18 protein-coding genes are annotated in these 26245 nt (G+C 64.2%); 5 read left to right on the top strand and 13 right to left on the bottom strand.

Annotated features, from left to right (window positions below; genetic code table 11):
* Window positions 1-31: 31 nt before the first annotated feature.
* From AC0969_RS14335 to pbpC, 3 genes are all read left to right on the top strand, one after another.
* The gene (locus AC0969_RS14335) at window positions 32-5917 is read left to right on the top strand and encodes an alpha-2-macroglobulin family protein (protein ID WP_479624839.1); all 5886 of its coding nucleotides are present in this window, start codon (window positions 32-34) and stop codon (window positions 5915-5917) included.
* Between the two features lie 219 nt (window positions 5918-6136).
* Window positions 6137-6307 carry a hypothetical protein gene (locus AC0969_RS14330; RefSeq protein WP_479624822.1) on the top strand — a complete coding sequence of 57 codons (171 nt, stop codon included), beginning with the start codon at window positions 6137-6139 and terminating at the stop codon, window positions 6305-6307.
* Window positions 6304-8460: a penicillin-binding protein 1C gene (gene pbpC, locus AC0969_RS14325; RefSeq protein WP_479624821.1), complete on the top strand. Its 2157-nt coding sequence runs from the start codon at window positions 6304-6306 to the stop codon at window positions 8458-8460. Before AC0969_RS14330 ends, pbpC begins: the two co-directional genes overlap by 4 nt.
* Here the strand turns inward: pbpC and AC0969_RS14320 are convergent.
* Complete coding sequence (locus tag AC0969_RS14320; protein WP_479624820.1) at window positions 8457-9263, bottom strand: AraC family transcriptional regulator; 807 nt, start codon at window positions 9261-9263, stop codon at window positions 8457-8459. The genes pbpC and AC0969_RS14320 overlap by 4 nt on opposite strands.
* A gap of 70 nt (window positions 9264-9333) precedes the next feature.
* Here AC0969_RS14320 and AC0969_RS14315 point away from each other — a divergent pair, with 70 nt between their 5' ends.
* On the top strand, window positions 9334-10572 hold the full coding sequence (locus AC0969_RS14315) for an MFS transporter (RefSeq protein ID WP_479624819.1): 1239 nt from the start codon (window positions 9334-9336) through the stop codon (window positions 10570-10572).
* Window positions 10573-10670: 98 nt separating this feature from the next.
* On the opposite strand, the gene AC0969_RS14310 is transcribed toward AC0969_RS14315, so the two are convergent.
* The 10 genes from AC0969_RS14310 to AC0969_RS14265 all read right to left on the bottom strand — a co-directional run bounded on the left by AC0969_RS14310 (window position 10671) and on the right by AC0969_RS14265 (window position 22729).
* Window positions 10671-12077, bottom strand: coding sequence for an aldehyde dehydrogenase family protein (locus AC0969_RS14310; protein WP_479624818.1), 1407 nt, complete (start codon window positions 12075-12077; stop codon window positions 10671-10673).
* A 75-nt stretch (window positions 12078-12152) separates the two neighbouring features.
* Entirely contained in the window at window positions 12153-14447 is a 2295-nt protein-coding gene (tynA, locus tag AC0969_RS14305; protein ID WP_479624817.1) for a primary-amine oxidase, read from the bottom strand.
* A 172-nt stretch (window positions 14448-14619) separates the two neighbouring features.
* Window positions 14620-15561, bottom strand: coding sequence for a transcriptional regulator FeaR (feaR, locus tag AC0969_RS14300; RefSeq protein ID WP_479624816.1), 942 nt, complete (start codon window positions 15559-15561; stop codon window positions 14620-14622).
* A gap of 60 nt (window positions 15562-15621) precedes the next feature.
* Window positions 15622-16260, bottom strand: a complete 639-nt coding sequence (gene maiA / locus AC0969_RS14295; protein ID WP_479624838.1) for a maleylacetoacetate isomerase — start codon at window positions 16258-16260, stop codon at window positions 15622-15624.
* Between the two features lie 5 nt (window positions 16261-16265).
* On the bottom strand, window positions 16266-17537 hold the full coding sequence (fahA, locus tag AC0969_RS14290; RefSeq protein WP_479624815.1) for a fumarylacetoacetase: 1272 nt from the start codon (window positions 17535-17537) through the stop codon (window positions 16266-16268).
* Window positions 17534-18868 (bottom strand): homogentisate 1,2-dioxygenase, encoded by a 1335-nt coding sequence (gene hmgA, locus AC0969_RS14285; RefSeq protein WP_479624814.1) that lies wholly within the window; start codon window positions 18866-18868, stop codon window positions 17534-17536. The genes fahA and hmgA overlap by 4 nt, the downstream gene beginning before the upstream one ends.
* 69 nt (window positions 18869-18937) lie before the next feature.
* Complete coding sequence (locus tag AC0969_RS14280; RefSeq protein ID WP_479624813.1) at window positions 18938-19897, bottom strand: Bug family tripartite tricarboxylate transporter substrate binding protein; 960 nt, start codon at window positions 19895-19897, stop codon at window positions 18938-18940.
* Window positions 19898-19925: 28 nt separating this feature from the next.
* The gene (locus AC0969_RS14275; RefSeq protein ID WP_479624812.1) at window positions 19926-20126 is read right to left on the bottom strand and encodes a DUF2783 domain-containing protein; all 201 of its coding nucleotides are present in this window, start codon (window positions 20124-20126) and stop codon (window positions 19926-19928) included.
* Window positions 20127-20137: 11 nt separating this feature from the next.
* Window positions 20138-21742, bottom strand: coding sequence for an FAD-dependent oxidoreductase (locus AC0969_RS14270; RefSeq protein WP_479624811.1), 1605 nt, complete (start codon window positions 21740-21742; stop codon window positions 20138-20140).
* A gap of 30 nt (window positions 21743-21772) precedes the next feature.
* Window positions 21773-22729, bottom strand: a complete 957-nt coding sequence (locus AC0969_RS14265) for an MBL fold metallo-hydrolase (RefSeq protein WP_479624810.1) — start codon at window positions 22727-22729, stop codon at window positions 21773-21775.
* A gap of 126 nt (window positions 22730-22855) precedes the next feature.
* Here AC0969_RS14265 and AC0969_RS14260 point away from each other — a divergent pair, with 126 nt between their 5' ends.
* On the top strand, window positions 22856-23641 hold the full coding sequence (locus tag AC0969_RS14260; protein ID WP_479624809.1) for an IclR family transcriptional regulator: 786 nt from the start codon (window positions 22856-22858) through the stop codon (window positions 23639-23641).
* Between the two features lie 41 nt (window positions 23642-23682).
* Here AC0969_RS14260 and hppD read toward each other — a convergent pair whose 3' ends face one another.
* On the bottom strand, window positions 23683-24774 hold the full coding sequence (gene hppD / locus AC0969_RS14255) for a 4-hydroxyphenylpyruvate dioxygenase (protein WP_479624808.1): 1092 nt from the start codon (window positions 24772-24774) through the stop codon (window positions 23683-23685).
* A gap of 144 nt (window positions 24775-24918) precedes the next feature.
* Window positions 24919-26112 carry an FAD-dependent monooxygenase gene (locus AC0969_RS14250; RefSeq protein ID WP_479624807.1) on the bottom strand — a complete coding sequence of 398 codons (1194 nt, stop codon included), beginning with the start codon at window positions 26110-26112 and terminating at the stop codon, window positions 24919-24921.
* Window positions 26113-26245 lie beyond the last annotated feature (133 nt).

Below are 26245 nucleotides of genomic sequence, written 5' to 3'. Positions count from 1 at the left end.
TTTTCAACATATCTTCATCGCCTGCTGCTTGATGGCCGCCACGACTGTCGCGCAAGCGGCCCAGATCGTCCGCGTGTCGCCCCAGGGCGAGGTGGCCCGTATCCGCCAGGTGGTGGTGCAGTTTGATAGCAGCGCCGTCAACTTCGGTGACCCCAAAGCACCGGCTCCGGCCACTTTGCAATGCAACGACGCGCAGGCCAGCCAGGCAGCTCAGGGTATGGGCCGCTGGACCAGTGACCGCGAATGGGCGTTTGAATTTGCCAACGATTTGCCCCCTGGCATCGTGTGTACGCTGCAACCTGCTTTAGGCATTAAATCGGCCTCTAGCGCATATAAAACAAGCGCAAGCAGCTATAAATTTAGTAGTGGTGGTCCGTTTGTGCAAAACATCCGCCCCTATGCAGGTGACGAGCGCATCGACGAAGAGCAGTTCTTCACCCTCACGCTCAATGGCGCAGCCACGCTGGCCAGTGTGCAGGCCAATATGTGGTGCACGGTGGACGGGCTGGGCGAGCGCGTGGCGGTGCGGCTGCTGGGCGGCACAGACCGCAGCGAGATGCTCAAAGCCCAGGGGCTGGAAAAGGCCGCCGCTATTGCACCGCTGCGTTACCTGACCCTGGCCTGCAACCGCCGCCTGACCCCCTCGGCCAAGGTGCAATTGGTGTACGGCAAAGGCGTGGCCACCCCCAGCGGCGTGCCGAATGCGGTGGAAAAGCGCTTCGACTACCAGGTGCGCGAACCGTTTGCGGCCAGCTTCAGTTGTGAGCGCGAGAATGCCCAAAGCGCCTGCCTGCCAATGCGCCCGATGCGGCTGGCCTTTAACGCCCCGGTGGCCCGCAAGCTGCTGGAGGGCATCCGCCTGAAGTCTGACAAAGACACGCTGGAACCCACGTTTGAAGAGGCCGACAGCGACGGTGACGCGGTGCTCAGCAGCATCTCGTTCAAAAGCCCGTTTGCCGAGAAAACCCAATTCAAACTGCACCTGCCGAAAAACTTTCAGGATGCATCGGGCCGCAGCCTGCGCAATGCCGACAGCTTTCCGCTCACGGTGGCCACCGGGGACATGCCGCCGCTGGCCAAGTTTGCCGCGTCGCCGTTTGGCATCGTCGAGCGCTTTGCCGAACCCGGCGGCGTGGCGCTGCTGCCGGTGACGCTGCGCAATGTCGAGGCCAAGCTGAACATCAAAGCACTGAATGCAGGCAAGGTCAGCACCCTGCAAGCCCGCAGCGATGCCGACATCATTGCCTGGTACGCCAAAGTGCAGCAGTTCGACGGCTACAACGTCAGCCGCAAGCTGGCCGCCGCCCACGCCAAAGGTCCGCTGCCCAAGGTGCTGCCCGATGAGGGCAAGCAGTATGTGCAAAGCCGCATGCTGTCCCTGCTGCAAGGCCAGCCGGGTGTAAAAACGCTGGACTTGCCCCAGCCCGCCAGCGGCGACCCGCGCCCCTTCGAGGTGGTGGGCATCCCGCTGACCCCCGGCTTTCACGTGGTGGAAATCGCCTCGCAAAAACTGGGAACCTCGCTGCTGGATGAGCGGCATGGCGGAAAACGCACCATGTTCGTCCGCACCTCGGCCCTGGTGACGAATCTGGGCGTGCACTTCAAGCTGGGCCGCGAGAACGCGCTGGTCTGGGTGACCAGCCTGGACAAGGGCCTGCCCGTGGCCAACGCGCAGGTGCAGGTATCCGACTGCCGGGGCAAGGCCCTGGGCCACGCCACCACCAACGCGCAGGGCATCGCCTACGTGCCCGACCTGGACCCCGAAGCCCCCGCCTGCAATAGCGAGGACAACTACCGCCAGGCCTACTTCGTCAGCGCCCGCAGCACGCAAGCAGGGGTAGAAGACATGGCCTTCACCTGGAGCGACTGGAACCGGGGCATCGAACCCTGGCGCTTCAATCTGCCCACCAACCACAGCAGCGCACCCGATGAGCGGGCCCACACCGTCTTTGACCGCATGCTGCTGCGGGCGGGCGAAACCGTCTCCATGAAGCACCTGCTGCGCACCGAGATGCGCAAGGGCTTTGGCCTGGCCGACGCGCAGCCCCAGACCCTGGTCATCACCCACATCGGCAGTGGCCAGCAGTACCAGCAGCCGCTGGCCTGGCGCAAAACTGCCACGGGCGGCCAGAGCGCCGAGAGCACGTGGTCCATCCCGCCCGCCGCCAAGCTGGGCGTGTACACGGTGGAGCTGAAAAGGGGAGAAGAAAGCTTCAGCACAGGCCAGTTCCGCGTCGAAGAATTCCGCCTGCCGGTGCTGGAAGGCCGGGTCACCCCTACAGACAAAAAACCACTGGTCCACGCCAAAACCGTGCCGGTAGACGTGCAGATCAACTACGTGGCGGGCGGCGGTGCGGCCAACTTGCCGGTGCGCGTGTCGGCGCTGGTGCGGGGTAAATACTTGAGCTTCAGCGACTATGAAGCCTTCAGCTTCGCCGCCCCGCGTGGCAATCGCGAGGCAGCCGGGGAGGGGGATGAAGAAGAAAACACCGCCAGCGCGGACAGCCGCGTTGTGGCCGACAAACTGTCGCTTGCGTTGAACAAAAACGGCGCTGGCAAAACCAGCATTGACGACCTCAAACCCAGCCCGCAGCCGCAGGATTTACTGCTGGAGGCCACCTATTCCGACCCCAACGGCGAGGTGCAAACCATCCGCAGTACCCACACCCTGTGGCCCGCCGCCGTCATCGCCGGCATCAAGACCGAAGGCTGGGTATCCACCAGCCAAAAAATGAAATTCCAGGCGCTGGCACTCGACCTGACCGGCAAACCGCAGGCCGACGTGGCCCTGGAAGTGCGCGCTACCTCCCGCATCGTCACCACCAGCCGCAAGCGCATGGTCGGTGGCTTCTACACCTACGACAACAAAACCAGCACCAAAGACCTGGGCGTGGTGTGCAGCGGCAAGAGCGATGCACGCGGCCTGCTGCTGTGTGAAGCCGCCTTGAACGAGGCGGGCGAGGTGGAGCTGGTCGTCACCGCCAAAGATGCGTCGGGTAACCGCATCCAGGCCGCCGCATCGGTGTATGTGACCAAGCAGGGCGAACTCTGGTTTGGCGGCGAGAACCACGACCGCATGGACCTGTTGCCCGAGAAAAAGAGCTACCAGCCCGGCGAAACCGCCCAGTTCCAGGTGCGCATGCCGTTCCGCTTTGCCACGGCGCTGGTGGCCGTGGAGCGCGAGGGCATCATTACCACCCAGGTGGTGCAGCTCAATGGCCAAGACCCCACCGTCCACGTCAAGATCGAGGAGGGCTGGGGCCCTAACGTGTTTGTTTCTGTGCTGGCCCTGCGCGGCCGCCTGCGCGAGGTGCCGTGGTACAGCTTCTTCACCTGGGGCTACAAGGCCCCGCGCGAATGGTGGACCAGCTTCTGGTACGAGGGCCGTGAATACGTGGCCCCCACATCGCTGGTAGACCTGAGTAAACCCGCGTTCCGTCTGGGCGTGGCCGAGATCCGCGTGGGCACGAAGGCCCACCAGCTCGACGTGAGCGTCAAGGCCGACAAAGACAGCTACCCCGTGCGCGGCCAAGCCAAAGTGACCATCACCGTCAAACTGCCCAACGGCCAACCCGCCGCCCACGCAGAAGTCGCACTGGCGGCGGTAGACCAGGCGCTGCTGGAGCTCATGCCCAACAGCAGCTGGAACCTGCTCGATGCGATGTTGCAGCGCCGCGCCTGGGGCGTGGAAACGTCGACTGCGCAGATGGAAATCATCGGCCGCCGCCACTATGGCCGCAAAGCCGTAGCCGCAGGCGGCGGTGGCGGCCACAGCGGCACCCGCGAGCTGCTGGACACCCTGCTGCTGTGGAACCCCAAAGTACCGCTGGATGCCAACGGCCAGGCCACCGTCACCGTGCCGCTCAACGATGCGCTCACTACCTTCAAAATCGTCGCCGTGGCCGATGCCTCCGCCGGCCTGTTTGGCACCGGCTCCACCAGCATCCGTAGCGCGCAAGACCTGCAAATCATCAGCGGCCTGCCGCCCCTGGTGCGCGAGGACGACCAGTTCCGCGCCCAGATCACCCTGCGCAACACCACCCAAAAGGCCATGAAGGTAGAGGTGACCCCGCGCGCAACGCTATTGAATCTAGAGCAACAAACTGTTGATATACCAGCGGAAGAGGCCAAAGAGGTCGCATGGACCGTGACCGCCCCGGCGCAGCTCGCACAAACCCGCGCCGAGGCCATCCTGTGGGAAATCGAGGCCAAAGACACCGTCACCGGTGCCCGCGATGCCCTGAAGATCCGCCAACGCATCATCCCCGCCGTGCCGCTGACGGTGCAGCAGGCCACCCTGGTGCAGGTGGACGGTACGTTCACGCTGCCGGTTGCGCCGTCCGCCGATGCGCTGCCTGAAAGAGGGGGTTTGCGCCTGGCCCTGCAACCCACGCTGGCGGAGGGTCTACCAGGAGTACGCGACTGGTTCGCCAACTACCCGTTTGCCTGCCTGGAGCAAAAAACCAGTACGGCCATCGGCCTGCGCGATGCCAAGCTGTGGAACACCGTGGTCGCCCAGATCCCCAGCTACCTCGACAGCGACGGCCTGGCCAGCTACTTTCCGCCACGCGATGGCGAGGCCAACCGGGGCAGCGACACCCTGACTGCCTACCTGCTGGCCGCATCCGACGAAGCGGGCGGCCTGAACCCGGCCTTTGCCCTCAGCGACGAGGTGCGTGCCCCGATGGAGCGCGGCCTGATCTCGTTTGTCGAAGGCCGCATCCAGCGCGAGTTCTGGAGCCCGCGCAAAGATTTGGACGTGCGCAAACTCGCTGCCATCGAAGCCTTGTCGCGCTACGGCAAGGCCCAGGCCCGCATGCTGGGCAGCATCACCATCGCCCCCAACCAATGGCCCACCCACGCCGTGATCGACTGGCTCAACATCTTGAAGCGCGTGACCGACGTGCCCAAGCGCGACGAGCGCATGGCCGAGGCCCAGCAAATCCTGCGCGCCCGCCTGAGCTTCCAGGGCAGCAAAATGGTCTTCAGCACCGAGCAGGGCGACTACTGGTGGTGGCTGATGCACAACGGCGACGACAACACCGCCCGCCTGATCCTGGCCGTGCTGACCGACCCCACTTGGAAACAAGACATGGGCCGCCTGGCCAACGGCTTCATCAGCCGCCAGCAGCACGGTGCGTGGAGCACCACCACCGCCAACCTCTGGGGCGGGCTGGCGATGGAGAAGTTCAGCGCCCAGTTTGAAGCCACTCCCGTGGCCGGTGTCACCAAAGCCACCCTGGGCGCAGCCACGGCCAGTGTGGACTGGAGCAAGGTAGACCGCGTGCCCGCAGCCGACACCCCACACCAAACCACCGCCTTCGGCGCACTCGCAGCGCCGGGCAACCTGCGCAACAACCGCATGTTCCTGCCGTGGAGCAAGGATGCATTGACCCCCTCTCTCACAGTAAGCCAGCAAGGCACTGGCAAGCCCTGGCTGACCTTGCAATCTGTCGCCGCCATGGACCTGAAAGCCCCGTTCAACGCCGGCTACCAGATCAAGAAAACCGTTACCCCGGTGGAGCAGGCAGTCAAGGGCCAGTACACCCGTGGCGACGTGCTGCGCGTCACGTTGGAAGTCAACGCCAGCGCCGACATGACCTGGGTCGCCATCACCGACCCCATCCCCGGCGGCGCGACCATCCTCGGCAGCGGCCTGGGCCGAGATTCGGAGATTGCGACCCAGGGCGAAAAGCGCAGCGGCAGCGGCTGGCCCGCCTTCGAGGAACGCAGCTTCGAGTCCTTCCGCAGCTACTACGAATACCTGCCCAAAGGCGTAGTGAAGATGGAATACACCATCCGCCTGAACAACGTGGGCGACTTTGCGCTGCCGCCCAGCCGGGTCGAGGCGATGTACGCGCCGGAGATGTTTGGTGAATGGCCGAATGCGCGGGTGCGGGTAGTGGGGGCGAAGTGAGGATTGCTGCACTTTTAATAGCTGCCTGTGCAGGTAGTACGTGCTCTAGAGTCGTATTGGAGCCAGAAGTAGTAAAGCCCGCCCGTTCGTCATTTCCGCGCAGGCGGGAATCCAGTCGGGTGGTCATGGACACAACGGCTCCTGCTGGATACCCGCCTTCGCGGGTATGACGGTTGCTTATCCGGCTTGAATAGTTGCTTCAAGAAAACAAGTCACCCCATGAACGAACGTATCTTGTACCGCACCGACGACGGCCTTAGCAATGTGCAATTGCGGGCCGTGGCAACTGTCAAGAATTCCTTGATAGTTCAAATTGCAGGCGGGCAGCAGGTACGCTGCACCAAGCGCTACAGCCTGTCCATGCTCTGCCGCGCAAAGGACACTCCGTGAACCACCAAGCACGTTCGCATTGGATTGCTGTATTTTTAATAGCTGCTTGCGCAGATGCTACCTGCGCTACAGCCACTTTTGACTCCATAAAATCCAACTACCATCCCTCCGACACCCAAGTCCTAGACCGCTTTGGTTCACTGCTGCAACGCCTGCGCACCGAGACAACAGTGCGGCGCGGCCAGTGGGTGGCCTTGGCGGACGTATCGCCCGCCCTGCGCACAGCGCTGGTGCTCAGCGAGGACAAGCGGTTTTATGCGCACTGCGGGGTGGATTGGCAGGCGGTGTCGGCGGCGGCATGGGGCAATCTGTGGAACCGCAAAACTCGGGGCGCTTCCACCATCACCATGCAACTGGCCGGGCTGCTGGATGCGGACCTGAAGCCCAGCGCGGGCGGGCGCAGCGTGGTGCAGAAGATCGGCCAGACCGTGTCGGCCCAGGCGTTGGAAGGCAGTTGGCGCAAAGACCAGATTCTGGAGGCCTACCTGAACCTGGTGCCGTTTCGCGGCGAGCTGGTGGGCATAGACGCACTCAGCCGCACCCTGTTTGGCAAGGCCGCCCACGGGCTGGACGCACGCGAGGCGGCTGTCGCCGTGGCACTGGTACGCGCACCGAACGCCAAATTGGCGCAGCTGACCCAGCGGGCCTGCGGCGTGTTGCAGGCGGTGGAGCCACATGCGGATTGCGCGGGGCTGGACGTGTTCACTATCGCCGCTGTGCAACGCAAGGCGTTCGACAGCAGCGAGGGCATCGCGCCGCACCTGGCCAGGCTGCTGGCGAAAGGCCAAACCACCTCCACCGCTATTACTACCAGCCTGCGCGCCCCCTTGCAGCGCTTTGCCGTGCAGACCTTGCAGCAGCAGTTGCGCGAGTTACAGGGGCGGCATGTGGAAGACGGGGCCGTGGTGGTGCTGGACAACGCCACGGGCGAGGTGCTGGCCTGGGTGGGCTCCAGCGGCACGCTGAGTGCAGCGGCCGAGGTGGACGGGGTGACGGCGCTACGCCAGCCCGGCTCTACGCTCAAGCCCTTCCTCTACGCCCAGGCGATCGCCGAGCGCCGCATCACCGCCGCGTCGCTGCTGGAAGACACCCCTACCCACATCCCCACCGCAGGCGGCCTGTACATCCTACAAAACTACGACCACCAGTTCAAAGGCTGGGTGTCGGCCCGCACGGCGCTGGGCGCGTCGCTCAACGTACCCGCAGTGCGCACGCTGGTGATGGTGTCGCCCGACGCGTTCCACGACCAGCTGGTGGCGCTGGGCCTGCCGTTGAAGGAGGGCGGCGGCTACTACGGCTACAGCCTGGCGCTGGGCAGTGCCGAGGTATCGCTGCTGAATTTGACGAATGCCTACCGGGCGCTGGGCAACGGCGGGCGGGCCAGTGCGACCACGTTCAGTGTCAACCCAAAACCCCAGTTCCTTCCCGCGCTAGACCCGCGTGCGGCCTTCATCGTCACCGACATCCTGGCCGACCCGCTGGCCCGCGCCCGCACCTTCGGGCCCGACAGCATTCTGGCCACGCGCTTCTGGACGGCGGTGAAAACCGGCACCAGCAAAGACATGCGCGACAACTGGGCTGTCGGCTACTCAAGTGCCTACACGGTGGGCGTGTGGGTGGGTAACGCCAGCGGCGCGCCGATGTGGGACGTGAGCGGCACGACAGGCGCCGCGCCCATCTGGGCCGCCGTGATGCACTTCCTACACGCCCGCCAGCCCAGCCGCACCCCCACCGCCCCGCCCGGCGTGGTACGCCAGGCGGTGGCCTTCGGTGGCACCGAGGCGGCGCGAGAAGAATGGTTTGTGCAGGGCACGCAGCAAAACCAGTTTGCTATGCATTCCGTAGCTGCTAGCGCAGGTGGAATAAGCGCTAGCGGCCTAAAAAGCTTAAAAGATGCTCCCGCCCGCATCACCCACCCCGCCACCGGCACCATCTTCGCGCTGGACCCCGACATCCCCCCCAACCGTCAGCGGGTCGATTTGCAGGCCGACGGTGCGGGCTTGCGCTGGTGGATCGACGGCAAACCCTTCGCCCAAGGCCCCAGCGCCCAGTGGCTCCCCTGGCCAGGGCGGCACGTGGTGCAGATACGCAATGCGCAGGGCGCGGTGCTGGACAGCGTGCGGTTGGAAGTGCGTGGGGCGGGGCTGCGTTAACTCTGCGTGCTGCCCAGGAACTGGCTGGGTGACTGCCCTACCGCCGCTTTGAACATGGCCGCAAATGCGCTGTCGCTGGCGTAGCCGCAGGCCACCGCCACCTGGCCTACGGGGGTGCCGCGTGCCAGCAAGGGCAGGGCGTGGGCCAGCACCGCCTGTTGCCGCCACTGCAAATACGTGGTGCCCAACTGGTCTCGGAACAGCCGGGCCACGGTGCGTTCGCTGGCCCCGAAGTCGGCGGCCCAGGCGGCCAGCGTGGCCTGCCGGGCGGGGTTGCGCAGCACGGCTTCGCACAGGGCGCGCAGGCGTTTGTCGTGCGGCAGGCCGACACGCAGGGTGTGGGTGTGGGCCAGGCCGATTTCTTCCAGGATCAGCAGCATCAGCGCGTCTTCGCGGGGGCTGGGCTGGGTGTCTTCCAGCGCGTGGATCAGCGCCCGCAGCAGCGGCGAGATGACCAGCATGCGGCAGCCCACCCAGCCGGGTGGCGTGGCCGACACGTCCATATACACGGTGCGCAGGTGGGCGCGCTCCAGCACGGTAACGGCGTGCGGCAGGTTGGCCGGAATCCACACCGCCCGCGACGGCGGCACGATGAAGCTGCTGTGCTGGCCCGCGTCGCTGGCGGTGACCTGCATCAGGCCGCTGTCGCAGTAGGCCAGTTGCGCCCAGGCGTGCTGGTGGGGCTCGAAGTGCGCGTCCACCGGCAGGGTGCGGGCGCGGCTGCGCAGCGGGCGTTGGGGGGACGGGGCGAACCCGTTGACATCGTCCAGGTCGAGGGGCAGGAGTGGTTTTTTGCGCGGCATGGCTGAAATTCACTAGAAACTGTCTTTACGCAGTATTCCAGAAATAGAGGGCGACCATTACGATGGCCGCATGACGACTACCACCCCATTTCCCTCTGCCCCCAGCCTGCGCCAGGAGGCCGGTGTGATCGGTCTGGTCGGCGGGGCGCACATGATCAGCCATTTCAGCCAGTTGCTGTTGGCGCCGTTGTTCCCCTGGCTGAAGGACGATTTCCAGGCCAGCTATGCCGAGCTGGGGCTGCTAATGAGTATCTTTTTTGTGGTGTCGTGCGCGGTGCAGATGGCCTCGGGTTTTGTGGTGGATAAGTTCGGCCCCCGGCCGATTTTGTTTGCCGGGCTGGCGCTGCTGGGGTTGGCGGCGTTTGGGTTTTCCATCAGCACCAGTTACGCGATGCTGGCGGCTTTCTCGGTAGTTGCGGGCATGGGCAACGGCGTGTTTCACCCGGTGGACTACACCTTGCTGAACCGCAAGATCAGCGCGCCGCGCCTGGGCCATGCCTACAGCGTGCACGGTATTACCGGCAGCCTGGGCTGGGCGCTGGCCCCGGCCATGCTGGTGCCGCTGGCGTTGGCGTTTGGCTGGCGCACCGCGTTGGCCTCGGCGGGCGGCCTGGCGTTTGCGGTGCTGGCGGTGGTGTGGGTGTACCGCGACAAGCTGGCTTTGCCGGTGCTGCCTGTACACACTGGGGCTAAGTCAGCCGTGCCACAGATGGAGGGCGGTAGCCTGGGTTTTTTGCGCATCCCGGCGGTGTGGATGTGCTTTGGCTTCTTCTTTTTCTACGCCGTGGCGCTCAGTGTGGTGCAGGCCTTTGCCCCCGAGGCGGCGCGCCAGTTGCACGGCGTGCCGCTGGACCTGGTGGCCCTGTGCCTGTCGGTCTACATGCTGTGCAGCGCGGGCGGCATGGTGCTGGGGGGCTTTTTGGCGGCCAACCCGGCACGCTGCGAACGGGTGATTGGCGTGGGCTTTGGCATTGCCGCCGGTTTGGCGCTGGTGCTGGGCTTTGCCGACGTGCCGGCCTGGAGCGTGCCGCTGCTGTTTGGCCTGATGGGCTTTGCGGCGGGTACGGGCGGGCCGTCGCGCGATTTGATCGTCAAGCGTGCGGCCCCGGCCAACGCCACCGGCCGGGTCTACGGCGTGGTGTATTCGGGGCTGGACATTGGGCAGGCGATTTCGCCGCTGCTGTTTGGCACGTTGATGGACCACGGGCAGTTTGCCGCCGTGTTCATCGGCCTGGCGCTGGTGCAGGCGGTGCTGATTGCCAGCGCCTTCAACGTGCGCAAGGTGCGGCGCACGGTGCTGCCGGGATAGTGTCGTGTCATGCGTGACGCGACACTAGTGTTCCGCCTCCCTCTCTGGAACATAAACCCGCGTTGGGCATGCTGCACGCGGTCTATGCCTCTGCCGGGTCAGCAAAAAATGACTTGCGGGTCGGTGTATTCCTGCATGCCTTCTTCCGAAAATTCAACTCCGATCCCGGAGGACTTAGTGCCACCAAACGGGGCGTTGGGCTGGATGGCACCGTGTTTGTTGATCCACACGGAGCCGCATTCCATCTGGCGGGCCACCTGTTTCGCATGCTCTATGTCGTTGGACCATACCGATCCGCCCAGGCCGTTGGGGCTATCGTTCGCAGCGCGTATGGCCTGGTTGACATCTTTGTAGCGGACTACCGGCAAGGCAGGACCAAACTGTTCTTCGTCTACCAGGGCGTCGCCATTTTTCAGTCCGGCGATGATGGTGGCGGGAAAGAACAGGCCGTCGCCCGGTGTGCCGCCCACCAGCAGATCGCCCTTATTGCGGGCATCGGCCACCAGGGCCGCCACTTTGTCGAACTGCACGCGGTTCTGTACCGGGCCCAGTAAATTGTGTTCGGCCATGCCATCGCCCATCGGGACAGTTTTGGCGTAGGCCACCAGGTGTTCGCACACCGCGTCGTGGATGCTGTCGTGGACATACAGGCGCTTCATGGCTGCGCAGGTTTGCCCGTTATTGAGGAAGCTGCCCCAGAACAGGCCCTCGGCGATGGCCTGGGGGTCGCAATCGGGTAGAACAATGCCCGCGTCGTTGCCGCCCAGTTCCAGCGTCAGGCGCTTCATGGTCCGGGCCGCAGACTGCATCACCTTTTGACCGGTCGCGCAGGAGCCGGTAAACACGATCTTGCGTATGCCCGCGTGGGCCGCCATGGCTGCACCGATGTTGGTCTCCCGGTCGTCCCCGGTGACGCAATTGAGCACGCCTGTCGGCAGCACCTCGTTGAGTAGCGCCACCATACGCAGGGTCGCCAATGGGGTGTTGGGTGAGGGTTTGATGACCACCGTGTTGCCCGTGCGCAGCGCGGGCATGGCATGCCAGATGGCGATCATTAGCGGAAAGTTCCATGGCGTGATAGAGCCCACCACGCCCAGCGGCTTGCGGTGCAGTTCTACGCGGCCTTGCGCATCGTCCTGCAATACTTTCATTGGCAGTGCTAATCCGCTGGTGTAGCGGGCCCAAGCCTGTGCGGCTCCCAGCTCCCAGCGCGAGCCCATGCCGTTGAGCGGTTTACCTTGCTCCAGGGTGACAAGCTGCGCCAGCTCTTCGGCGTGGGCAGCGAGCTTTTCCACCACGGCCTGGCAGGCCTGCTGTAGTTCGTCATCCGGCTTGCGAGACCAGGCCGGGAAGGCGGCTTGCGCCGCTGCCACGGCGGCATCCAGGTCGGCCAGGCTGGCGTTGGGGGCCGTGCCGACAATGCTGCCGGTAGCCGGGTTGTGCACATCGAATGCGGTGACGGCGGAAACGGCGCGACCGCCGATGGTCATGTGGGCAGCGTACATGGTGGGTCTCTTGTCTCTTGTAGGTATTTTTTTGCAGTCCCCAGCGCCGGATGCTGGCAACCGGGGACTGGGCTTTTACTTGGCAGGCTGGTTCAGTCCCAGCGTGGGCGTTTCGTCAAAGAAATTCCAGGGTTTGAGCAGGGCATGCACCCATTCGGTGGGCATGATGGGCCACTCTTCGGCACGGGCGATGTGGGTGGTGCCGGTGGTCAGCCAGACCACGTTGTCGCTATTGAGAATCGACTGGTTGTCGGCAGTGAATTGGCCCAGACCGGTATCGGTGCGGGAGCGGTTGGGGTACTTGCCCTCGGGAAACATCTCGTCGGGGTTGTAGCGCGTGATCCACAGCTGTTTGTCCATGAAACTCAGGCGGTGGTAGATCCATTCGTCTTGGCCAAAGTTGGCTCCTTTGGCGATGGGGTGGGTACCACCCGCGTAAGGAATGAGCTGGTACGACACCGGGTTGCCCACCTTGTTGGTCTTGGCCGTATTGCTCAGCAGGCGGATGGTGGAGGGGTCGAACTTTTGCGCGGCCTCCCGCTCAGTGGGTACGGTACGGGTGGTCGTCTGCATGGTGCTGGTGCGCGGGCCGCTGCGCGTGTTGGGCAGCACCACCGGATCGACTTCGGTGAGGGTGTTGGTCTCTCCGTCCACATCCAGGTCGAGGCGGAAGTTGTAGATGTGCTGGTGGGTAGTGCCTACGATGTGGTGGTCCAGCAAGGTGCCGTAGCGGGTGTCTTCGGCGGCGGTGGCATCGGCCATAGTGCGTGACTTCACGCCCTTGACTGCCTCAATGCCGGTGGCTCCCGCGTCAATGCCGATGGTGCCGTTCTCGGCGAACACCCAGTCAAAAATGTAGTCGTAGTTGCCCACCGTGCTGATCCAGCGCACCACCAGCTCGCGCCGCTCGGCCCCAATACTGGGTTGGCCCATTTCCTGGTGTTTGAACTCGGGCCCGGCGTAGCGCTCGAACACGGCGATGGCGTTGGGCACGGCGGTGGCCTTGCCGGTGTAGTCGGCCAGGGTTGCGTCCAGTAGTACCGCGTTTTCGGGGGCATCCTTGCCGCGCTGGATGGGCGATGTCAGCGTGCCCATGCCGTATTCGCCAGAGTCCAGGTAGGCCTTGAAATACCAGCCCGCATCCGGGTCGCCGTAGGGCACGATCATGCCGCCCAGCGAGCCCTCGTACATCACCTTGCGCTTGGTGCCCTTGTCGTTGTAGGTTACGGTGGACAGCACCAGACCCACGCGCGAGTCCAGCCGCAGATGTAAGTCCCAGTTGCGCCAGTGCAGAGTGTTGCCGGTGATGGTGAAGTTCTTGCCCTCGGGCTCGGTGATCTCCAGCGGCTTGGGGGCGGCGGTGGCCTTGCGGTCGCGCCCGTCGTAGGGGGTGGGTTTCATCGGTACCGGGATGACACCCTGGTCTTCGATCTGGATGAGCTTTTTCTGCACCAGATCGACCACCGCCACCAGGTTCTCGATAGGGTGGGCCCAGTAGTTGCCGTCGCCGGTCTCCAGATAGCTGACGATCTTCAGCAGCCGGTCTTCCTGGCGCAGCCCGTCCTTGCCGTCAAAGTAGCCCACTGTGAGCGGCGTAGCCACCACCTTTTTGACATCTTTGATGCCGCGCTTGGACAGGGCCTGCGCGTACTCGGGGCTGGCTTCAATGACCGCCTGCACGGTAGCAAAGTCGTCCAGTAGCACCATGCCATGTGCGCCTTCCACCTCTTTCCAGTTGGACACATTGCGTGCCGCCAAATCCACGCTGCCTTCGATCACCTTTTTGCCGTCCAGGATGACAAACGCCGCCTGGCGCGGAGCCTGCACGGGCTGCCCGGTCAGGGCAAAGCTCCAGACTTGGTCTTTGGGCGGGGTTTTGATGCTGATTTCTGTAAAGCGGTAGCCCGCTTGGTAGCGGCCTGAGGCTTTCAGGATGTCTACCGTCGCCTGGATTTCGGCTGCCGTCAGCGGGTTGAGTGGACTGGGTGTGCGCTCCACCACAAAGGTGGTGTCCAGGCCCGACTGGAACACCTGGTTGATGAAGCCCTGCGCCACGTAGGCCTGGCCCTTGCGTAATACCACCGGCACCTCCAGCGCCAGCGGTTTGCCGTTCACCAGGGCCGTCTTGGAGCCGGGCTTGACGCGCACCGTGGTGCTGTTGCGGGTGATGGTGTACAGGTTGGCAAAGCTGTCCCAGCGCACCGTGGCACCAAAGGCCTCCAGGGTCTTTTGCATCGGCACCATGGTGGCCGCGCCGCCGTGGGCTTGGGCGGAGGGTGTCCACAGGGCGGTCGTCCCCAAGGCCAGGGCGAGTGCCAGGCTGAGTGCACCGACTGCGTGCCCTCCAGGGAGGTGATGGGGTTTAAACATAGTGGCTGCTTTCAACAACGTGGGTGGGGTCAAAAATACGCGTGGTAGCCGCTGCTGCAAGGCTCCACTGCGATGCCCCACAGCTTAGGTAGCTTGGCCGGGCCAGACTTTGTTGCGCCTGCCAAATGGCTGTGCCTGCCTGCCAAAGAGGGCCGCTGTGTCCGCTGTTGTGTCAGCCGTGGCAGCGCCTGCGGTATTCGCCCGGAGGCATACCAAAACGCGTTTTGAACGCCGATGAAAAGTGGCTGGAGTCGGCAAAACCCCAGCTATAGCCCAGGGTGGACAGTTTTTCATGGCATGCGGCCTGCCGCAAAGCCTGTGCGCACAGGTCCAGGCGGCGGTTTTTGATGTACTGCGCTACCACCAGGCCGTGGCCAGAAAACATCCGGTACAGGCTGCGCACCGAAACGCCAATGGTCTGGGCAATCCACTGTGGCGACAGGTTTTCGTCGGCCAAGTGCGCGTCGATGGCATCGCAGGCCTTGCGGAACATGCGCTGGTGCAACTCCTCGGCATCGGGCTGTGCGACCCCGGCCAGGCCGATAGCGGGCTTGAGCAAGGTGACCAGCGCGTCCAGCACGGCTTCCCCTTCCTGCACGGCCAGACCCGCCTGGGACTGCGACAGGGTGGCGTGCATCAAGGCCCCCGCCACGATGGCCACCGCCGAATGCGCTGGAATGCGCTGCGCGCACGCGACACGGCCCGCAAGCAACTGGCGCAGTACCGTCTGCCGGGGCAGGAGCAGCGATACCTGGCGGGACTGCGCGCCCAGCACAATACTGCAGGGGCGGGCGGCGTCTAACAGGACGATGTCGCCCTGGCTGAGGGCGGCCTGCTGCGTGCCCTGCTCCACACCGCACTGGCCCTGCAACTGCAACACGGCAAAAAACTTCTGGTCGTCGCCCCGCCTCACGTCGATCTGGCTGCGGTACAGGCGGGTGTGCACGCCTTCCACCACGCTGAGGCGCACGACCCCACTTTCCACCGCATCAAAGCTGCCGCGAAAGGCCTCGCCCTGTACGCGGGCCTGAAAGGCACCGCATGCCGCGTTGATGTGGCCGAGCCAGTTCTCGAACGAAAGGGCAGAGCCGTGGGAAGAGGGTGGGGCTGGCATGGCGGCGGTATCGGTAAAGGAGAAAACCTCAAACCTAATGCAAGTTCTGCACCAGTCGACTTACTCTGCGTCTGGCTGCTGCGGGGGGGCTGCCTGCTGGAACGCTGGCAGACTGGCGCACCGTGCGTGCACCGCCATGACGGTGGGCACGTGGTCCAGCCTACAGTGAAAGCGTTGGGCGTTGAACACCTGGGGCACCAGGCAGCAGTCGGCCAGGGTGGGGCTGTCGCCCACGCTGAACTGCCCCGATGTTTGGCGTAGCCGGGCCTCAACCGTAGCCAGGCCGGTTTCGGTCCAGTGCCGGTACCAGCGATTCTTTTGCTCGCTGTCCAGGCCCATTTCTGTGCCCAGGTAGCTCAGCACCCTCAGGTTGTTGAGCGGGTGGATTTCGCAGGCAATGTCGAGCGCCAGCGCGCGGATGTGGGCCCGCTCCAGTGCATTTGCGCCCAGCAGCGCGGGCTGCGGCCAGCGCTCTTCCAGGTATTCGATGATGGCCAGCGACTGGGTGAGCGCTTGCCCGTCGTGCACTAGCGTGGGCACCAGACCGGCCGGGTTGACGGCCAAGTACGCATCGCTGCGTTGCTCGCCGCCGTTTTTCAGCAGATGCACGGGCAGCATGTGCGCATCCAGCCCCTTCAGGCCCAGCGCAATCCGCACCCGGTAGGCGGCGGAGCTGCGAAAGTAGGTGTGCAGGGCCAGCATGTCTATACCGTTAGCGCAGGCAGCACCGTGCCCCGGCATTCGCCAAACCCGATGCGCCTAAAGCCCTCGCGCACGCAGTAGCCGCGCAAGACCACGGTGTCCCCGTCTTCCAGGTAGGTGCGGGTTTCGCCGTTGGACAGGGCAATAGGCCGCTTACCGCCCGCGCTCAGCTCCATCAGTGAGCCGCCTTGCTCGGGCAAGGGGCCGGACAGTGTGCCGGTGCCAAACAGGTCGCCCGCGCGCAGGTTGCAACCGTTGACCGTGTGGTGCGCCACCAGCTGCGCCACGGTCCAGTAGGCATCGCGGTAGTTGGACTGCGAGAGCCGGTCGCCCGCGTGGCCGGCGGCCTGCATCTGCGCCGTTTGTAACCACACCTCTAGTTCAATATTGATAGCACCTTGCGCAGTATTGGTATGCGCGGAGAGGTAATTTAATGCCAAAGGATCGCCCTCGGGCCGGGTGTGCGGTTCGCGAAAGGGTGCCAGCGCTTCCAGCGTCACCACCCAGGGCGACAGGGTGCTGGCAAAGTTTTTGGCCAAAAACGGCCCCAGCGGCTGGTATTCCCAGGCCTGCACGTCGCGGGCGCTCCAGTCGTTGAACAGGGCTACGCCGAATACGTGCTCCTCGGCGCGCTCCATGCGGATGGGCTGGCCCAGCGGGTTGGGGCGGCCAATGACCAGGCCCAGCTCCAGCTCGTAGTCCAGGCGGCGGCTGGGGCCCAGGGTGGGTGCGGCCTGGTCGGGGGCCTTGGTCTGGCCGTGGGGCCGGTGGAGGGGCGTGCCGCTGGGCACGATGCTGGAGGCACGGCCGTGGTAGCCAATGGGCAGCCATTTGTAGTTGGGCAGTAGCGGGTTGTCGGGCCGCAGCTGCTTGCCGATGGTGGTGGCGTGGTGGATGCTGGTGTAGAAGTCGGTGTAGTCGCCGATGTCGCAGGGCAGGCCGAGTTCCACCTCGGCCTGGGCGTGCAGCGCGGCCTGAAACTGCGCTTGCCGGGGGCTGTCAACCGCCAGGCCGTCCACCAACGCCTGGCGCAGGCTGCGGCGGGCATCCGAGGGCTGCGCCATCAGCCGCTGCATGTCGCTGTGGTCAATCAGCCCGGCGGCGCGCAGGTCCAGCACCTGGTCGCCAATGGCGACGCCGATGCGCCAATCATCGTGCTGCTTGAAGCGGCCAAACGGCAGGTTTTGTATCGGGAAGTCGCTGGCCGGATGGTTGGCAGATGCGACCCAGCTTTGTAGGCTTGCGTCGTGGCTTGTGTCGGGTGGGGAGGTCATGCGGTGGCTTTCAAAAATACGTCGGGCAGGCTGCTCCAGCAGTCGGCGTAGGCGGTATCCAGCATGCCGCCTTGCATGGCAAAGGCGGTGGGTACGAAACGGTAGCGGCTCTCCAACATGAAGGCCAGGGTGTTGTCCAGCTTGTGCGGCTGTAGCTGGGCGTGGCTGGCTTGGTCAAAGGCCTCTGCGTCGGGGCCGTGCGGCACCATGCAGTTGTGCAGGCTGGCGCCGCCGGGCTTGAATCCTTCAGGCTTGGCATCGTATTGGCCGCTTACCAGCCCCATGAATTCGCTCATCAGGTTGCGGTGGTACCAGGGCGGGCGGAAGGTGTCCTCGGCCACCATCCAGCGCGGCGGGAAGATCACGAAGTCGCAGTTGGCCGTGCCGGGCGTGTCGCTGGGGCTGGTCAGCACGGTGAATATGCTGGGGTCGGGGTGGTCAAAGCTGATGGAGCCGATAACCATGAAGCGCGCTGTGTCGTACTTCACTGGCGCCAGGTTGCCGTGCCAGGCAACCACGTTGAACGGGGTGCCCGGCTGCTGGTTGTGCCACAGGGTGCCGCCGTACTTTTTAACGATCTCGTAGGTGCCGACATCCTCTTCAAACGCCGCCACCGGGGCCATGAAGTCGCGTGCGTTGGCCAGACCGTTGGAGCCAATCGGCCCCAGCTCGGGCAGGCGAAACGGAGCACCGTAGTTCTCGCACACGTAGCCGCGTGATGCGCCCGCGCCCGCTTCCGAGTCGGGCAAACCGACCTTGAAGGCGATGCCACGGGGGATGAGCGCAATTTCACCCGGTGCCACGTCCAGCACGCCCAGTTCGGTGGTGATGACCAGGCGGCCTTGCTGCGGGATCAGCAGCATTTCGCCATCGGCATTCACCAGCGCGCGTAGCTGCATCGAGGTGTTGGCGGCATACACGATTGCCGCCATGCCCACCTGCGCGTCCGCATCACCATTGGCCACCAGGGTGGCTAGGCCATCGACAAAGTCCACGTGGCTGCCGTCGGCGGGCAGGGGAAATGGGCTCCAGCGCAGCGGGTCGGGCGGGCTGGCCATGCCGCCTGCGGCACCGCTGGTCCACAGCGCCTGCACATAGGGCTGGTAGCCTCCACTGACCACCGACGGCTGGCGGCGGTACAGCCAGCTGCGCCGGTTTTCGGCGCGCGGCGCGGTGAATGCCGTGCCCGACACCAGCTCTGCATACAGGCCATGCGGGGCCTGTTGCGGGCTATTGCGGCCCTGCGGCAGGCTGCCTGGCACGGCCTCGCTGGCGTATTCGTTGCCAAAGCCGCTTTGGTAATGGCGTGGTAGAGAAGGTGCAGTGGTCATGGTGTTGCTATTGTTTGTGTAGCTTCTAGCGCAGGTGGAATATGCGCTATCGACCTGTTTTATTAAAAATCAATCGACTTTGATGTTGTTGTCGCGGATCAGGCGGCCCCAGCGCTCGCGTTCGCTTTTGGCATAGCTGGCCATCTGTGCTGGCGTGCCGGGCAGGCCTTCCACGCCTAGCGCCTGAAACCGGGCCTTCACCACGGTGGAGTTCAGTGCCTCGACCAGAACCTTGTTGAGTTTGGCCACGGTGTCGGCCGGTGTGCCGGAGGGCACGGCCAGGCCTTGCCAAGCGTAAGCCTCGAAGTCGGTCAGACCTTGTTCGGCCAGCGTGGGCACATCGGGCAGGGTGGCGATGCGCTTGGCACTGGCCACGCCGATGGCCCGGAGCTTACCGGCCAACACAAACTGGTTGCCGCTGGCCGTGTCCACCAGCATGAACGGCACCTGGCCACCCAGCACGTCGGCAATGGCGGGCGAGGCACCCCGGTAGGCCACATGGGTCATGGGGGTCCCCATTTTTTCGCGCAGCAACTCGGTGGCCAGGTGGTGAGGGCTGCCCACGCCTGCCGACGCGTAGTTCACGCCATTGGGCTGGGCTTTCACCCAGGCCAGAAATTCCTTGTAGTTCTTGGCCGGTACCTGCGGCCCCACCACCAGCACCAGCGGAAAGCGCGCCAGCAGGCCGACCGGGGCCAGGTCTTTTTCGGCGTTGTAGCCCAGCTTGGAAAACAGCGCCGGGTTGGCCGCCAGGGTGGCAAAGTCTGCCGTCATCATCACATGGCCAAAGTCTTTGGCGCGGGCGGTGTATTCGGCGGCGATGTTGGTGGCCGCGCCCGGCTTGTTGTTGATGACGATGGGGCTGCCCAGGCTTTTGGCCATGGCCTCGGCGGTGGCGCGGGCCACTGCGTCGGAACCGCCGCCGGCGGCATAGCCCACCACCCATTCAATCGGCTTGCCGTCCTGGGCAGCAGCAGCCCATGCCAGAGTGGAAAGTGCCATGGCGATGAGGATACGTTTAGTGGTCATGGGAATTGTCTCTTTGTGGTTATAGGGTTCAGGCAGCGGCAGCGAAGGCCTGGCGTAGTACGGGCAATGCGCCGATGTGGTTGGCCAGCACCAGCACCAGCCGGGCGTTGAAAGCGTGGCTTTCCTCGGCGCTGAGGCCTTGGTGGGCTTCGATCAGTGCCTCGTAAAAGTCATCGGGCGCGTCCAGGTTGGGGGCGGTGTTGAGTGTGGAGTGAAGGGTAGGCTGCATTGTTTTTCCTTTCAGGCGGCCAGTGCGCGTTGGCAGGCATTGCGGATGGCGGTGGTACTGGGGGCACGCCAGCGGGCGCACACATGCTGGTCCGGGCGTAGAAGGTAGACCGTACCGGCTTGGGCGTCGTAACGCTGCACGGCCAGGGCGTTGGTCAGCGGCACCTGCACCACGTACAGATCTGCCTGAGCGATGGCCCGAGCGGCGGCATCGTCGCCAAACACCAAGGCGGTAAAGCCGGTGCGGCTACAGGCGCGCAGTAGCCAGCCGCCGTCGGCCAGCGGCGCATCGGCGGCGGCGGAACCGGGCACCATGTGACCGCTGAAGCTGTCGGTGTCCAGGCTGTTCAGCGACGAGTGCAGCAGGGTGGCGGGCACCGACAAGCGACCGCTGTTGACCAGCACGCGGGCAAAGGGGTGGTGCTTGCTCAGGGCTAACGTGGCATTACGGAACAGGCGACTGATCTCGCTCTTGGGTGTGATGAAGTCGGTGGCGCGGGTGGAGTTGCGGATGTTTTCATCGGCGGCGTATTCGCGCTCAGTGCCGTAGCTGTCCAGCAGTGCATCAGGGGCACGGCCTTGCAGCACGGCGGCCAGCTTCCAGGCCAGATTTTCGGCATCCTGCACGCCCGAGTTGGCACCGCGCGCGCCAAACGGCGACACACCGTGCGCCGAGTCGCCCGCAAACAGTACCCGGCCATGGCGAAAGCTGGCCATGCGCAGGCAGGCAAAGGTGTAGACGCTGGCCCATTCCAGCTCAAACTGCGCGTCCTCGCCCAGCAGGGCCTTGACGCGGGGGATGATGTTCTCGGGCTTTTTTTCCTCTGCGGGGTCGGCATCCCAGCCTAGCTGGAAGTCGATGCGCCATACGCCGTCGGGCTGCATGTGCAGCAACACGCTCTGGTTGCGGTGAAAGTCGGGGTCGAACCAGAACCAGCGTTCGGCCTTCAGTTCCAGCCCACTGTGTTCCTCTTTGAGCTTGATGTCGGCGATCAGGAAGCGGTCGCGAAAGCTGCGGCCCTTGCTTTCCAGCCCGGCCAGTTTGCGCAGGGCCGAGCCCGCGCCGTCGCAGGCGGCCACGTAGTCGGCATCCAGCTGGTAGGGGCCGTTGGGGGTTTGGATGGTGAGGCGGGCAAAGTCGGCCTGCTGGTCCAGTCCGGTGACCGCGTGTTTCCAGCGGATGTCGATCAGTGGCAGCTCTGCGGCGCGCTCGGCTAGAAAGCCCTCTACGTAGTACTGCTGCAGGTTGATGAAAGCCGGACGTTCATGGCCGGGTTCGGGCAGCAGGTCGAAGCGGTAGACCTCTTCGCTTTTGAAAAACACTTTGCCGATGTTCCACGACACGCCTTTGTCCACCATACGGTCACCACAGCCCAGGCGGTCAAAAATCTCCAAGGTGCGCTTGGCAAAGCAGATGGCGCGCGAGCCGCTGGAGAGGGTGTTGTCGTTGTCCAGCAGCACCACAGGCTGGCCTTGCTGGGCCAAGTCTACCGCCAGCGCCAGGCCCACGGGGCCTGCGCCGACCACCACCACCGGGCGGCGCACCGGGGTGGCGGCATCTTGGTCGGGGTGGTGGGTGGCGGGGAACTCTAGTTTTTGGTAATCGGTGGGGGGCATATCTTGTCTCTTGGTTCTTATTTTTGGGGCTTAGGCTTCCAGGGTCTTCCACATCTCTATATCGCGCTCTGCCGTCCAGATGCGGGGGTGGGGGTACTGGGTGACTTCGTCAAAGCAGCGGGTCACGTCAAACGGCATGCAGTGGTCGAAGATGACCCAGTGGCCGTACTTGGGGCGCAGTGCTTCCATGGTGCTTTGGTAGACGGCGTGCAGATCCTTGCCAGCGGCCACCCCGGCTTCCACGCTGGTGCGCACGTCGGCGATGAAGTCGCGGGTGCTGCGCAGCCCGGCACTTACCTGCTCAGGCGTCACCAGGGCCGGGCCACGGCCGGGCACCAGTGCGGCGGGTTGCAGTGCGGCTAGGTTGTCCAGGGTTTGCGGCCAGTCCTTGAAGTAGGCATCGCCCGCATAAGGGGTGGCATCGAACTCGACCAGGTCGCCGCTGAGCAGGGTGCGCTCCTGCGGCAGCCAGACCACGGTGTCGCCCTTGGTGTGGCCCCGGCCCAGTTGCAGCAACTGCACCTCCAGCTTGCCCAGCCACAGGGTCATCTTGCCGGTGAAGGTCATGGTGGGCCAGGTCAGGCCGGGCGGCACGGACTCCACGTTCTGGAACAGGCGCGGGAACCGGCCGATTTCGCTGTCTTTGTCGAACTGACCGCGCTCCACGATCAGGTCATAGGTGTCCTGGCTGGCCAGGATTTGCTGTGCGTTGTAGGCGCTGGCACCCAGCACGCGCACCGCGTGGTAGTGCGTCATCACAACGTACTGGATGGGCTTGTCGGTCACCTCGCGGATACGGCGGACCACGTCGGCGGCCATGGCCGGGGTGGCCTGGGTGTCGGCCACCAGCACGGCGTTGTCGCCAATGATGATGCCGGTGTTGGGGTCGCCCTCGGCGGTGTAGGCCCAGGCGTGTTCGGAGATTTGGCTGAAGGTGACGGTTTTCTCTTCTAGGTCCGCGTGGGAGGCAAATTTTTTGATGTTCATGGTGGTGTGTAGAAAGTGGGGTGGATGGTAAATTTGTTAACTGCAAATTAGTTTGTTGAATCATAGCTAAAAATTCGCCTATGTCAAAATACTTTGTCATAGGCGAATTATTAAAAAGGAGTGGCCATGCAGGAACCCCGTGAACAGCGCGCGGTACAGTCGATCGAGGTAGGCGGGCGCTTGCTGCTGGCGCTGTCCCACCAGCCAGGGCCGATGACGCTCAAAGACCTGGCGGCGCAGGCAGATCTGCCCGCCGCGCGCGCGCACCCCTACTTGGTCAGCTTCTCAAAATTGGGTTTGATCGAGCAGCAGGTGGATGGGCTCTACGCCCTGGGGCCTGCCGCGCTGCAGTTGGGCCTGAGCTGCCTGCACCAGCTGGACCCGATGAAGGTGGCCGTGCCGGTGGCCGAACGGTTGGCCGCCAGCACCGACCAGAGCGTGGTCATTGCGCTGTGGGGCAATATGGGGCCAACCGTGGTGCGTATGGTGGAGGCGCGCCAACCGCTGCATGTGAACATGCGGGCGGGCACGGTGATGTCGGTGTTGGGCACCGCCACCGGGCGCGCATTTGCCGCCGTGCTGCCGCGCAAGATTTTGGAGGAAGCGCTGGCCGGACCCATGGGGCGCTTCAGCGCCATCGACCGAGTGGGTGCGCAAAACCTCGACGCCGAGCTGCGTTCGGCGCAACAGGAAATGCAGGCCCACGGCGTTACCCGTGCGTTGGGGCGGCCCATCCCCAGCGTCAATGCCTTCAGTGCTGCTGCCTTGGACCATGAAGGCCGGGCGGCACTGGTGATTACCGCGCTGGGCCATGAAGACCATTTTGATGGGGCCTGGGATTCCGCCATGGCGGTGGCGGTCCGCGAGGCCGTTGCAGACGTATCACGGCGGTTGGGTTTTGCTATTGTTTAAGTAGCTTGTGGCGCAGGTTTTATATGCGCTGGAAACCATTTTTACGTATGGGAAAAGCCTTGTTTTTGTAGCACACCGCGCTGCAACTGGTCGCGTTCCAGCGACTCAAACAGCGCTTTGAAATTACCCTCGCCAAAGCCTTCGTCGCCCTTGCGCTGGATGAACTCAAAAAACACCGGACCGAGCTGGGTTTGCGAGAAGATTTGCAGCAGTAAACGCGGAGTGCCGCCGTCGGTCGATCCGTCTATCAAGATGCCGCGCGTTTGCAGTTCAGTCACTGGCTGGCCGTGGCCGGGCAGGCGGCCGTCAAGCATCTCGTAGTAGCTATCGCTGGGCGCGGTCATCAGCGGCACACCGGCCAGCGCCAGGCGGTCTACCGTGGCCAGCAGGTCGTCGCAGATCAGCGCAATGTGCTGGATGCCTTCGCCGCTGAATTTCATTAGGAACTCTTCGATCTGCCCGCCACCCTGGCGCGCTTCCTCGTTCAAGGGTATGCGGATCATGCCGTCGGGGGCGGTGAGCGCTTTGGAGGTCAGGCCGGTGTATTCGCCCTGGATGTCGAAGAAGCGGATCTCGCGGAAGTTGAACAGGCGCTCGTAAAAATCGGCCCAGAACGCCATGCGGCCCCGGTAGACGTTGTGGGTCAGGTGGTCGATCAGCTGTAGGCCGTGTCCTTTGGGGCGGCGGTCTACACCTTCGATGAAGTCAAAGTCGATGTCGTAGATAGATTTGCCATCTTCAAACCGGTCGATCAGGTAGAGCGGCGCGCCGCCAATGCCCTTGATGGCGGGTAGGTTCAGCTCCATCGGGCCGGGGTGCAGTTCGATAGGCTGGGCACCGAGTTCCAGTGCGCGGCGGTAGGCGTGGTGCGAGTCTTTCACCCGAAACGCCATGCCGCAGGCGCTGGGGCCGTGCTCGGCGGCGAAGAAACCGGCCACGCTTTTGGGCTCGCGGTTGACGATGAAGTTGATGCCGCCCTGGCGGTACAGCAGCACGTCTTTGGAGCGGTGCTTGGCCACCAGGGTGAAACCCATGCGCTCGAATACGGGTTCCAGTACGCCCGGGGTGGGCGACGCGAACTCCACGAATTCAAAGCCCAGAAGGCCCATCGGGTTGTCGAATAAATCTGCCATGTGGGTGGCTCCTTGCAGTGTGGGTGGGTGCGCCCATCATCTGGCAGGGAGTGCGCAGTTTTCAATCAACTTGCAGCGTCAATCATCCACTTTGCGCAGGATTTCGGCGGGCTAGTGTGTGCCCGCGCAGAGCTCGGCATGCGGCTATAGGCCGTAACCGTACAGCCAGGGCAGGTTCAGCAAGCGCTCTCCGCCCAGTTGCATGGCCTGGTTTCGGCCCCATCGGAGCAGTCCTGAGGCATGGAATAGGTGTCCGTTGCGGATGGCGCGGGCCTGCACGCGTGCGTTGCGTTGCCAGCGTTGTTGGGCGTATTGGGCCAGCGCAGCGGGCACGTCAGCGTTTGGTTGGCGTGCGTTGCTTAGCGCGTGGCCCAAGGCGGCAGCGTCTTCGATGGCCATGCCTGCGCCCTGGGCCAGATACGGCCGCATCGGGTGTGCGGCATCGCCCAGCAGTGCGACGCGGCCTTGTGCCTGCTGGTGGGCTCCGGCCATCGGCGGGCGGTCGCACAGAACCCATAGGCGCCAGTGGTCAATGGCCCTAAACAGGTCTTGCAGCGGGGTACATACGCCCGCCAGGCTGGTGTGCAGGTCGGCGGCATGGGCGCTGTGGTTCCAATGCTCCAGGTTGGCTTGGGGGTCTGGCAGTTGGCCGTGCACGATGGCCACCAGGTTGAGCCAGTCCCCGCTGCGCACGGGGTACTGCACCACATGCAGATGCGGGCCGAGCCAGACTGTGACCTGCTGTGAGCGCAGGGCTTGCGGCAAGCTGTCTTGGCGTACCAGGGTGCGGTAGGCCAGGTGGCCGGTGGTGCGCGGTGGGCCGTCGTGCAATAGCCACTGGCGTACGGGGCTCCACACGCCATCGGCCCCGACCAATGCATCGCCTGTGACTTCTTCTCCTGAGTGATTACCGACGGTTATGCCATGCGCTGTCTGGGTGAAGTGCTGCAAGCTGTGGTTCAGTTGCACGGTGGCGTTGGTTTGCTGCACGGCGGTGTGTAGCAGCGCCAGCAGATCGGCCCGGTGCAGGGTGGCGTAGGGCGCGCCATAGCGCTGTTGCATGGTGGCACCCAATGCCAGTGTGCCCAGACCTTGTGCCGTCAAGGCATCGCGCACCTGTAGGCGTTGCGGAAACGCGGCTACGGCTTTTAATGCGGTGTGCAGGTTCCAGTGGTGCAGCAGCCGCGTGACATTGGGGCCGATCTGGATGCCAGCCCCGACTTCATGCAGGGCAGCGGCCCGTTCATATACGTGCACAGCCCACCCGGCCTGCGCGCATGCCAATGCGGAGGCCATGCCGCCAATGCCCCCACCCGCAATCAGTAGTTTTTTCACCATGTGGCAATTTTGCCGTGCTTGGGAGAACTATCAGACCCTCTGCCGGGCGTTTTAAGCGGAATAACCGTCTGAATGGGAGTGAGCTGGGTAGGAATAGTGCGGTAAGCGCATTCAAAGACCGGGCAGATTCGTC

It is taken from the genome of Rhodoferax sp. LB1P47, assembly GCF_056521445.1.
The sequence above is the reverse complement of the archived record's forward strand: the minus strand, read 5'-3'. Positions and strand labels throughout refer to the sequence as shown.